This window comes from Nonomuraea sp. NPDC005983 (genome assembly GCF_040614375.1).
Taxonomy (GTDB): Bacteria; Actinomycetota; Actinomycetes; order Streptosporangiales; family Streptosporangiaceae; genus Nonomuraea.
In genome coordinates, this window is the sequence record NZ_JBEXUP010000235.1 from 1 (window position 1) to 9,055 (window position 9,055).

General features: G+C 71.2%; 8 protein-coding genes and 1 pseudogene. 3 read left to right on the forward strand and 6 right to left on the reverse strand.

The features are described 5' to 3' along the window. Window positions 1–469 (reverse strand): exonuclease subunit SbcD (gene sbcD / locus ABZ297_RS45365; protein WP_355360340.1); only part of this gene is annotated, 469 nt, incomplete at its 3' end. Window positions 470–586: 117 nt separating this feature from the next. Between sbcD and ABZ297_RS45370 the strand changes: the two genes are divergently transcribed. Next, window positions 587–2,077: a prolyl oligopeptidase family serine peptidase gene (locus ABZ297_RS45370; RefSeq protein WP_355360343.1), complete on the forward strand. Its 1,491-nt coding sequence runs from the start codon at window positions 587–589 to the stop codon at window positions 2,075–2,077. Here the strand turns inward: ABZ297_RS45370 and ABZ297_RS45375 are convergent. Next, window positions 2,050–2,973: an alpha/beta hydrolase gene (locus tag ABZ297_RS45375; RefSeq protein ID WP_355360346.1), complete on the reverse strand. Its 924-nt coding sequence runs from the start codon at window positions 2,971–2,973 to the stop codon at window positions 2,050–2,052. The genes ABZ297_RS45370 and ABZ297_RS45375 overlap by 28 nt on opposite strands. A gap of 307 nt (window positions 2,974–3,280) precedes the next feature. Between ABZ297_RS45375 and ABZ297_RS45380 the strand changes: the two genes are divergently transcribed. Next, complete coding sequence (locus ABZ297_RS45380; protein ID WP_355360349.1) at window positions 3,281–4,777, forward strand: LCP family protein; 1,497 nt, start codon at window positions 3,281–3,283, stop codon at window positions 4,775–4,777. Window positions 4,778–4,861: 84 nt separating this feature from the next. Here the strand turns inward: ABZ297_RS45380 and ABZ297_RS45385 are convergent, their stop codons facing one another. Both ABZ297_RS45385 and ABZ297_RS45390 read right to left on the reverse strand, forming a co-directional pair. Beyond that, complete coding sequence (locus ABZ297_RS45385) at window positions 4,862–5,950, reverse strand: mandelate racemase/muconate lactonizing enzyme family protein (RefSeq protein ID WP_355360352.1); 1,089 nt, start codon at window positions 5,948–5,950, stop codon at window positions 4,862–4,864. Between the two features lie 35 nt (window positions 5,951–5,985). Continuing rightward, window positions 5,986–6,675, reverse strand: a complete 690-nt coding sequence (locus ABZ297_RS45390; protein ID WP_355360355.1) for a GntR family transcriptional regulator — start codon at window positions 6,673–6,675, stop codon at window positions 5,986–5,988. Window positions 6,676–6,767: 92 nt separating this feature from the next. On the opposite strand from ABZ297_RS45390, the gene ABZ297_RS45395 reads away from it, so the two are divergent. After that, complete coding sequence (locus ABZ297_RS45395; RefSeq protein WP_355360358.1) at window positions 6,768–8,087, forward strand: MFS transporter; 1,320 nt, start codon at window positions 6,768–6,770, stop codon at window positions 8,085–8,087. Here ABZ297_RS45395 and ABZ297_RS45400 read toward each other — a convergent pair. Then, window positions 8,035–8,784, reverse strand: a complete 750-nt coding sequence (locus tag ABZ297_RS45400) for a class I SAM-dependent methyltransferase (RefSeq protein WP_355360361.1) — start codon at window positions 8,782–8,784, stop codon at window positions 8,035–8,037. The two genes, ABZ297_RS45395 and ABZ297_RS45400, sit on opposite strands and share 53 nt — an antisense overlap. A gap of 57 nt (window positions 8,785–8,841) precedes the next feature. Further along, window positions 8,842–9,055, reverse strand: a pseudogene (locus tag ABZ297_RS45405) (O-succinylbenzoate-CoA synthase); the annotation flags it as partial.

Genomic DNA, 9,055 nt, shown 5'->3' on the forward strand with positions numbered 1-9,055 from the left:
CGCGCACCCGCGTCATGGCGTGCGCGAGCGCGGCGGTGTGGCTGCGGTCGGGCAGCTCCCACGGCCCCCTGACCAGCTCGGGCTCGAGGTACGGGACCCCGTAGAAGGCGACCTCGTCGATCACCACCGGCTCCCACGCGCGGGACGGGTCGGTGCGCAGGTGGACCCCGGCCGCGTCGATGAGGTCGGCCCCGAAGCCCAGCCGCCGGGCGGAGTCGTGGTTGCCGCTGATCATCACGGTGCGCACGCCCGTGGCCACCAGGCGGCGCAGCGCCTCACCGCACAGGGCGACCGCGTCGACCGGCGGCAGCGCCCGGTCGTAGACGTCGCCCGACACCACCACCACGTCGACCCGCTCGGCCCGGACGGTCTCGACCAGGTGGTCGACGAACGCCGCCTGCCCCTCGATCAAGCTCTCACGGTGGAACGAGCGGCCCAGGTGCCAGTCGGAGGTGTGCAGGATCCGCATGTCGCAGGAAGCTAACAGGTCCCGCCGACAAATGTGGCCTCGTACGCCACGGTGCTTTCCGGGGGCCGGGAGTAGTGTGGCTGATCGGCGGGCAAACCAACACGCATGGGGAGGCCGATGCGTACGGGTCGTGGCACCTTGACTGTCGCCGCCGGTCTCGTTCTGGTGGCTCTGGCGTGCGTCGGGTACGTGCTGCCGCCGGCGTTCGATCCTCCGCTGTTACAGGCCGACCCGGCGCTCCAGTCCTTACCGGCCCAGCCGCCGCAGGAGTTCCGGCCGGTGGTGGCGTCCGCCGCCGTCCACCAGGAGGACATCTCGCTCCCGGCGGAGGGGCAGCGGCTGGAGGGGACGGTCCGCGCCCCCGTGACACCCGGGCGGCATCCGGCGATGGTGTTCGTCTCGGGGTCGGGCAACGGCTCGCGCACCGAGTTCACGCCGCAGGCGGAGTTCCTCGCCAAGGCGGGCGTGGTGACGCTGGCGTTCGACAAGCGGACGGTCGGCTACGACTTTCGCGAACGAGACTTCGGCCTGCTCGCCGACGACGCGCTGCGCATGGTCGAGTACCTGCGCACCCGCCCGGACGTCGATCCGGCCCGCACGGGGTTATGGGGCGTGAGCGAGGGCGGCTGGGTGGTACCGATCGCGGCGGCCAAGAGCGCGGACGTCGGCTTCGCGGTGCTGGTGTCCTCGCCGAACGTCTCCCCGCTCAGGCAGGTCGCCTGGGCGCTGAACGAGCAGTTGCTGCGCCTGCGGGCGCCGATCGGCGTGCGCGACCTGCTGACCAGGGCGATGGGCGGGGTCGGCTTCAACTTCCTGCGTTACGACGCGATGCCGGCGCTGCGCCAGATCAGGCAGCCGGTGCTGGCCTTCTACGGCACGACGGACCCGTCCATCCCGTTCGTGGAGTCCACCAGGGCGCTCACCACGGCGCTGGCGCAGGCGGGCAACGACCGCTACACCATCCGGTTCATGGACCACGGCGACCACGCGATGCGGGTCAACGGCGGCCCGTTCACGCACGGCTACCTGGAGACGCTCGCCAACTGGATCAGAGGCCTGCCGGAGACGGCCAGACCGGTCCTGCACCTGGCCGGCGCGACCCCGGTGCAGCGGTTCGAGGCGAGCGACGTGCCCGCCGCCCCCTGGTACGCGGGTGGCACCATGCTCGGGCTGACGATCTGCCTGGCCGCCGTCGGCTACGTGGCGGGCCCGGTCGCGGCGATGGTGGTGCGGCTGCGCGGGCGCCAGCCGCTGGCCGAGACCAACGCCCGGCTGTGGCCGCCGATCAGGCGCAGGCTGCGCAGGATGGCGTGGACCGGACTCGGCCTGCTGGCCTCGGTGGCGGCGTTCATCATGCTGCTGGTGCTGTTCTCGGTGAACCAGGCGGGCGCCTGGCCGGCGGTGCTGGCCGGGTGGCTGGTGGTGCGGGTCCTGGCCGTGCTGATGCTCGTCCAGGAGGTCACGGCGGTGGCGGCGGTCGTGGTGGGGCTGCGCGAGGGCCTGCGCCCGGGGCGCTGGCAGCATGTGGCCATCGCCGGGGTGCTGGGCGGCACCGGGCTGCTGCTGGTGGCGGCGGCCTATTACGGGTTGTTCTCGTTCCCCTGGTAGACGAAGGCGCTCGTCCAGCGGTCCAGCTCGGCGAACACCTGCTTGCGCACCGGCCCGGCCGACAGGACCAGGTCGTGGAGGCCGCCGTCGAAGCGGACGCAGGTGACGTGCGGCCCGAGCGCGGTGGCCCAGCGGGCGATGTGCCGGGGGTCGAGCACGAGGTCGGCCGTCTGCGCCTCCGGGACGAAGTCGCGCAGGCGCAGCCCCTTGGCCGAGGCGAGCACGAGCACCGGCACGTCCACGGACAGCCCGGCGTGCAGCCGTCGCTGCGCGCGGCGGATCGCGGCGAGCCACATGGCGTGCACGGAGAAGCCGCTCAGCGGCTTGAGCTCCAGGTCGTAGTCCCATTCGCCCTGCTCGGAGCGGTGCAGGGTGCGACCGTAGAGGGTGCTGCCGCCGAGCGGCAGCGCGGCGCGGGTGTAGGAGAGCGGCGTCTTGAGCAGGTCGGCGGCCAGGCGCAGCGGCGCGGGCACGTTGAGGTCGAAGAACGGGCTGTTGAGCGCCAGCCCCTGGATCAGCCCCTTGCCGCGGACGCGGTCGGCCCAGAGCGAGGCGACCAGCCCGCCGGTGGAGTGGGCGTTGATGGTGAGCTCGTCGTGGTCCTGCCTGATGATGCGGACGGCCTCGTCGATCTCGGGGAAGTAGTCGGTGACGCTCCTGATCAGGCCCCTGGTCTGGTGCGGCAGCAGGGATCGGCCGTACTTGCGCAGGTCGAGCGCGTAGAAGTCGATGCCGCGGTCGAGGTAGTGCTCGGCCAGGTGGTCCTGGAAGAAGTAGTCGGTGAATCCGTGGAGGTAGAGCACCGCCCTGCGGGAACCCGCCCTGCGGGAGACGAGGGTCGCGACGACCTCACCCTCGAAGTCGGACTGCATGGGAAGAACGGTGATCTCGTACATGCTAGACACGATAGGGATTGTCCGGCCAGGACGGCAGCCCGGCCTCGCCGTTCCTCATCGGGAAGCCGAACGCGTCGATCGAGTGTTTGCGCATCGTAAAGGTGAAGGCGTTGAGCCGCTGAGGCCGCTTCAATGTGACGGTGGCGGCGCGCCCTGCCGCGCTCTAGTCGATCTCAGAGAAGGCCATGCACCGAATCTTATTCGGTTACGGATGTTCATCCTCCCATAAAGACATATTTCGCTTTTGCTCCGTAGGCTGCCGCCTCGATTCGGCCTACTGTGATGTTCGCGGGGAAACGGGGATGGCGTGAGGCAGGCAACGAAACCGGTGAGCGCCGGGGCGGTTCTCGGCTGGCTCGCGCTGTCGGCGCTGGCGCCGGGCGCCGCGCACCTGCGCGCCGGATGGCGCAAGACCGGGCTGGCGCTGCTCGCCGGCTACGCGGCGTTGCTGCTCGCGCTGCTCGCCGTGGGCCTGAGCACCGACAACCTGCTGGGGTCGCTGACCGAGAACTCGTGGCTGACGGGGATCACGCTCGGCTCCGCCGTGCTCGGGGTCGCGTGGTTCGCCGTGATCGTCCACTCGTTCGTGGTGCTGCGTCCCGGGGGGCTCACGCAGGGCGGGCAGATCGTCACGGGCGCGCTGGCCGGGCTGCTCGCCGTCGTCGTGGTGCTGCCGTTCGGCGTGGTCACGCAGTACGTCTGGACGTGGCAGCAGACAGTCAACAGCATCTTCGACCAGCCCACGACCGAGCCCGAGGAGACCGTCGCGCGCTCCCCAGAACGCCCGGAGGACCCCTGGGCGGGCCGCGACCGGGTCAACATCCTGCTGCTCGGCGGCGACGCCGACGACAACCGGATCGGCGTGCGCACCGACAGCATGAACCTGGCCAGCGTGGACGTGAAGACCGGCAGCACCGTCCTGATCAGCCTGCCGCGCAACCTGGAGGACGTCAGGTTCCGCCCGGGCACGCCGATGGCGCAGCGCTTCCCGACCGGCTTCCGGCTGCCTCCCGACCCCGGCGGAGGCCGCAGCGACCTGCTGAACAGCGTCTGGGAGTACTCCGACGCGCATCCCGAGATCTTCGGCGGCAAGCAGCACCAGGGCCCGAAGGTGCTGATGGACACGATCGGCTACACGCTGGGCCTGAAGGTCGACTGGTACGCGCTGGTCAACATGTGGGGTTTCGCCCGGCTGATCGACGCGATCGGCGGCATCAAGCTCACGATCGAGCAGGACGTCGTGTTCGGCAAGTACAACGAGGGCCTGGTCAAGGCCGGCACGCGCAAGCTGAAGGGCGCCGACGCGATGTGGTACGCCCGCTCGCGCACGTACAGCGACGACTACACCAGGATGCGCCGCCAGCGCTGCGTGCTCGGCGCGCTGCTCGACCAGGCCGATCCGGCCACGGTCCTGACCAGGTTCAACAGGATCGCGCTGGCCACCAAGGAGCTGATCAGGACCGACATCCCGCGCGACATGCTCAAGGACCTGGTGCCGCTGGCGCTGCGGGTGAAGAACGCGAAGGTGACGAGCGTCCAGTTCGTCCCGCCGCTGATCAACACCGGCTACCCCGACTGGGCGAAGATCCGCTCCATCACGGCGAAGGCCGTCCGCGACTCCGCCGGCACCGGCCCCGCGATCGCCGCCTCGGCCGACCCGTCGACCACCCCGTCGGCCGGCCCCTCGGCCACTCCGTCGGCCACCCCGTCGGCCACCCCGTCGGCGATGGCGTCGCAGAAGAAGCCGGCCAAGCCCGGCGAGAACCCGGCCAAGGGCCTCACCGAGGGCTGCGGAGCGCTGTGACGCTGCGCCCCACCGGCGCCCCGCCGCGCGCCGGCCGGGACGCCGCCTTGCCCGGCGCGGGAACGCTCCTCCTGGACGCGGCCCTCAGCTGACCCGCAGGTCGTCGATGGCGTCGCGGTTCCAGTCGAGGCCGAGGCCGGGGGTGTCGGGGGCGACGGCGTGGCCGTCCTCGACGGTCAGCTCGGTGCTGGTGACGGCGCGCAGCTGCGGGATGTGCTCCACGTACGTGCCGGCGGGTACCGCCGCCACCAGGCTGACGTGCAGCTCCATGAGGAAGTGCGGGCACACGGCGACGTTGAACGCCTCCGCCAGGTGGGCCGCCTTGAGCCAGGGTGTGATACCGCCGATGCGCGCCACGTCCGCCTGCACGACCGAGGCGGCCCCCCGCTGCAGGTAGTCGCGGAACTGGCCGAGCGAGTACATCGACTCCCCGACCGCGATCGGGATCGAGGTGGAGCGGGCGAGTTCCCTGTGCCCCTGGACGTCGTCGGCGGGCAGCGGCTCCTCGAAGAAGTAGACGCCGTACGGTTCCAGGGCGTGGGCGCGCCGCCTGGCCTCGGCGTAGGTCATCGACTGGTTGGCGTCGACCATGAGGTCCAGGCCAGGCCCCAGGGCCTCGCGGACGGCGGCGACGCGCTCGACGTCCTCCTCCACCCGCGGCTTGCCGATCTTGATCTTGACGCCGCGCAGGCCCGCCCGCTTGGCGCCGAGCGCGCCCTCCACCAGGTCGGCCACGCTCAGGTGCAGCCAGCCGCCCTCGGTGTCGTAGAGGGGGACGCTGCGCCGGTGGCCGCCCGCCAGCTGCCACAACGGCTCCCCCGCACGCAGGCAGCGCAGGTCCCACAGGGCGGTGTCGGCGGCGGCCAGCGCGAGCGAGGTGATCGCGCCGACCGTGGTCGCGCGGGTGGAGGCGAACAGGTCGCGCCAGAGGCCCTCGACGTTGCGGGCGTCCGCGCCGAGCAGCCGGGGCAGGAGGTGGTCTCGCAGCATGGACAGGACGGCCCGGCCGCCGGTGCCGATCGTGTAGGAGTAGCCGGTGCCGTGCAGGCCGTCGTCGGTGGCCAGCTCCACGAAGATCGTTTCCTGTTTGAGGAACGCCTGCACGGCGTCCGTGCGCTCGGTCTCCACGGGGATGTCGACGAGGTAGGCGTCGGCGCTGGTGATCAGAGGCATGGTTGCTGGTTCCTCCAGGAGGTCGGCTGCGTGGGTCAGAGGGTTTCGAGGTAGCGGTCGCGGGCGGCGGCGAGGTGGGCGCGCATGGCCGCCTCGGCCTCGTCGGGCGAGCCCGCCAGAACGGCGTCCACGACGCGGGCGTGCTCGGCCAGCGTGGGGTCGCCGTGCCGCCTGCCCTTGTAGTCGAGCCGGAACAGGTGCAGGTGGGAGTGGGTGCGGGCGAGGGACTCACGGACCGCCGGGCTGCCCGACAGCTCCGCGATCAGGTCGTGGAAGCGGGCGTCGTGCGCCTGGATGCCGTGGTAGTCGTGGTACCGCGTGCCCTGGGGCGCGTTCGGGACGCTGGTCAGCTCGGCGCGCACCCGCTCGGCGACCTCGGCGTCAACCCGTTCGGCCGCCCTGGCCGCCGCCCACGGCTCCAGCAGTAGCCTCAGCTGGTAGAGGTCGGCGACCTGCCCGGACGTGAGCACCGCGGCGACCGAGTAGCCGCGCAGGGGCTCCTTCGTCACCAGCCCCTCCGACTCCAGCGCCGACAGCACCTCGCGCACCGGGGTCTGCGAGACGTCGAGGAGCCTGGCGACCGCGTAGATGTTGACGCGGGTTCCCGGGGCCAGTTCCCCGTCCATGATCAGGCTTTTCACGCTCTCGTAGACGTCCGCGGTCAGGACGCTGCGTTTGGCGGCGCGTACCTGGCCTTTGAGGCGCTTCTCGAGCTCGCTGGTCATCTCGGCTCCTGATGGGGGGTCTTGACGGATGGTGTGCGTCATCGGCAACATGCAGGAAATATCCAATAGGAAATACTACAAGGATCACCCCTATGGCCAGAACCCTCCCCCGTCGTCCGCGCGGCACCGTCCCCGGCCGGCTGCGCTGGTACATGATCAGCTTTGTTTTCGCCGGTCTCGTCATCAACTACCTCGACCGGGCCAGCCTGGGCGTCGCCCTGCCGTTCATGGGCGAGACCTTCAAACTGTCCAAGACCGAAGAAGGCATGATCCTCGCGGCGTTCTTCTGGTCGTACGACTTCTTCCAGCTCGCCGCCGGATGGTTCGTCGACAAGTACGGCCCGCGCAGGACGTTCACGTTCGCGGCGGTCTGGTGGTCGCTGTTCACCTCGTTGACGGCCGTGGCCAGCAGCTTCGCCAGCCTGTTCGGCATACGACTGCTGCTCGGCGTCGGTGAGAGCCCCGCCGCCACGACCAGCGCCAAGGTCGTCGGACGCTGGTTCCCCCGGCACGAGCGGACGCTGGCCACCGGCATCTGGGACTCCGGCTCCCGGGTGGGCGGCGTCATCGCCCTGCCGGTCGTGACCGGGCTCATCGCCTGGCTGGGCTGGCGCTGGACGTTCGCCGTCATCGGCGTCATCGGCCTGCTGTGGGCGATCGGCTGGTGGAAGACCTACCGCGACCCGCAGGACCACCCCAAGATCACCAAGGAGGAGCTGGAGTACCTGCGCGAGGGCGGCGCCCGTTCCGAGGGCGAGGACGACGCGTCCGGCCTGCGCTGGCGGGACCTGTTCCGCTACCGCACCATCTGGGCGATGATGCTGGGCTTCTTCTGCCTGAACATGGTCGTGTACTTCTTCCTCACCTTCTTCCCGACCTACCTGGTCGAGGAGCGCGGGTTCACCCTGCTCAAGCTGGGCCTGTTCGGCGCCCTGCCCGGCCTGGTGGCGATCGTCGGAGAGTGGCTCGGCGGCTGGCTGGCCGACCGCCGCATCGCGAAGGGCGACTCGGTGACCCGGGTCCGCAAGACGTTCATCACGGGCGGCTTCCTCGTCTCGACCGTCATCGGGATCGCGGTCTGGGCGCCCGAGGCGTGGATGGCGCTGGCGCTGCTGTCGATCGCCTACGCGGGCTCGACGTTCGCCGCGTCCAACATCTGGTCGCTGCCCGCCGACGTCGCCCCGGCCGACCGGCACGTGGCCTCAATCGGCGGCATCCAGAACTTCGCGTCCAACTTCGCCGGGATCATCAGCCCCATCATGGTGGGCTTCCTGGTCGACAAGACGGGGTCGTTCGCCGTGCCGCTCATGGTGATCTCGGGCGTCGCGCTGCTGGGCGCGTTCACGTACGCGGTCGTGCTCAAGAGTGCCGAGCCGATCGGTCTCCCGGCTGACGCGGACGCCGGAAGGTAGCCCGCCAGCGCCGCCGCCCCGGGTCGCGCAGCTCCTCGACCTTCTCCTCCACCAGCCCGGACGCGGAGAAGGCGGCGATCTCGTCCGGGGTGAGCGGCCAGGGCGGGGCTCCCACCGGGCCGCCCTCGTCCCGGGCGGACGCGATGACCAACAGCGTTCCGCCCGGCCCGACGAACTCGGCGACCCTGGCGATGGCCGGCCCGTGCAGATCCTCGGGCAGCGCCTGCACGGTCATGATCTCCACGACCAGGTCGAAGGCCAGCCGCCACTCGGCGGGCGGTTCGAGCAGGTCGGCGGCCCGGTACTCGACGCGGGAGCCGGGAAACCGCTCCGCCGCCAGCCGCACGGCGGTTTCGCTCACGTCGAAGGCCACGGTCTCGTACCCCAGCCAGGCGACGAACTCGGCGTCATCGCCCAGCCCCGCCCCGACGACCAGTGCCCGCCGCCCCTCGCCCCGCGCGCCGTCGGCCCACTGGACGAGCAGCGGGTGCGGCGTCCGCGAGTCCCAGGGCACGATCGCGTCGCCCGTCGCCGACTCCGCGTAGAGCCGCTCGAACCAGCCGGTGGGATCGTCGCCGGCCAACGACTCGGCGGCCAGCCGCCGTGCGTCCTCGTCGGGGTCCCTGTCGCTCACCGAACCTCCCAGTTCCACCCAGTACGGCAGACCCTGCGCCATCTCCGCGGCCAGTTGCACCACGTTGGCGGTGTCGCCTCGGGGCCCCGTCAGTTCCCGCTGCTTAGCCCGCGCGGGGCGTCACGCGCGGAAGGAGTCCTTCGCCAGGCGGCGGACGCGGGGCTCGTCGATGGTATGGCCGAGGCCGGGCTGGGTGAGCGGCACCGCGATGACCCCGGCGTTCGCCCCCACGATCGGGGTGACGATCTGGTTGTTGCGCGGCGGCTGCGTGACGTCGCACGGGAGCGTGCAGCCCGGCAGGCTGGCCACCGCGACCGTCGCCGCCCTGGCGAGG

Coding starts and splice junctions, on each gene's coding strand:
- ABZ297_RS45370 (WP_355360343.1), top strand. CDS start 587: ATGCGTACGGGTCGTGGCACCTTGACTGTCGCCGCCGGTCTCGTTCTG.
- ABZ297_RS45375 (WP_355360346.1), bottom strand. CDS start 2,973: ATGTACGAGATCACCGTTCTTCCCATGCAGTCCGACTTCGAGGGTGAG.
- ABZ297_RS45385 (WP_355360352.1), bottom strand. CDS start 5,950: ATGCCTCTGATCACCAGCGCCGACGCCTACCTCGTCGACATCCCCGTG.
- ABZ297_RS45390 (WP_355360355.1), bottom strand. CDS start 6,675: ATGACCAGCGAGCTCGAGAAGCGCCTCAAAGGCCAGGTACGCGCCGCC.
- ABZ297_RS45395 (WP_355360358.1), top strand. CDS start 6,768: ATGGCCAGAACCCTCCCCCGTCGTCCGCGCGGCACCGTCCCCGGCCGG.